Origin of the sequence: Stenotrophomonas rhizophila, assembly GCF_020857975.1 — a bacterium.
In the GTDB taxonomy this organism is placed as follows: domain Bacteria; phylum Pseudomonadota; class Gammaproteobacteria; order Xanthomonadales; family Xanthomonadaceae; genus Stenotrophomonas; species Stenotrophomonas rhizophila_C.
Genome location: NZ_JACWUO010000048.1, coordinates 1 through 1,159, shown reverse-complemented (window position 1 = coordinate 1,159; position 1,159 = coordinate 1). Strand labels below are relative to the sequence as shown.

The window sequence follows — 1,159 nt, the reverse complement described above, 5'->3', positions numbered from 1 at the left end:
GTAGCAACTGTCTTGTCAGATGCCTGTCAGGGCCACTTCGGCGTCCCGTTTGCGGGCGTTGAGGATGACGAGCATCTTGCGCATGACCGCTACCAGCACCACCTTGCTGGCCTTGCCTTTGGCTTTCAGGGTGGCGTAAAAGTCGCGCAGCCTTGGCTCGTAACGGATGGCGGTTAGCGCCGCCATGTAAAGCGCCTCCCGGACCACCGCACGGCCTCCGGATATCTTCCGTGGCCCGTGCCAAGTGCCGCTTTCTCTGTTCATCGGCGCCAAGCCGACCAGCGAGGCAATGGCTTTGCTGCTGAGGGTTCCCAGCTCGGGAAGTTCACAGGCCAGGGTACTGACCAGGACCGGCCCGGCGCCTTTGAGTGTTCCGATGTTCTTCCAGCCGGGCTGCGCGGCGAGCTGTTCGGCAATGGCCTTGTCCAGCTGCTTAAGGTCTTCAGACAGCTGGGCAAGATGGCGCTGCTTGATCGTGATCAGGACTGGATCGGTCAGCTGTCGCAAGCGCTGCATCTCGCTGACGCGCATCTGTACCAGATGACGGCGGCACTGGGCAAATTCGGCCAAACGCCGCTGCCAAGGCGCCGGCGGCACGTAGCGAGTAAGCGGCAGAAGGTGGGCCATCTGCGCTAGCACGGCTGCATCGAGCCGATCTGTTTTGGCGGCACGTCCGGTGGCTTGGGCGAAGCGGCGTGCCCGAGCTGGATTGATGCGGACCATCGGAAGCCCAGCCTCGTGCAAAGCCTCCAGTGCGGCACGCTCGTACCCGCCGCTGGCTTCCAGAACGACCTGTTTGATGGACCATTGTTTCAGCCATCGGATCAACTGAGCAAAACCACGCTTGTCGTTGCTGAATTGGCCAAACGCCTGTTCATGGACGGCCACATCCAGCGTGGCCTGACTTACATCGATCCCGATCCCAAACATGGCAGAACTCCGCTAGGCTGACAGGGTCGAGAGCTCCCCCCGCTTGCCCAGTCTTATCAGTCCGAGCGCCAACTCGATCAACTGTTCGGGCGGATCAGGGAGAAACCGGCGTGGGGACCCAAGCTACCGAGCGGTCGCAAGACCTAGATCCACACGGTCGCCCACGCCGGGCTCTCGGCACCTAAAATGCCAGATCGGCAAGAGATAAGATCCACGCCATGCGTGGATG

General features: G+C 61.6%; 1 protein-coding gene. It reads right to left on the bottom strand.

Going from position 1 to position 1,159, the window contains the following annotated elements; translation table 11 throughout:
- Positions 1-15 precede the first annotated feature (15 nt).
- On the bottom strand, positions 16-930 hold the full coding sequence (locus tag IC535_RS18715; RefSeq protein WP_228887740.1) for an IS110 family transposase: 915 nt from the start codon (positions 928-930) through the stop codon (positions 16-18).
- Positions 931-1,159 lie beyond the last annotated feature (229 nt).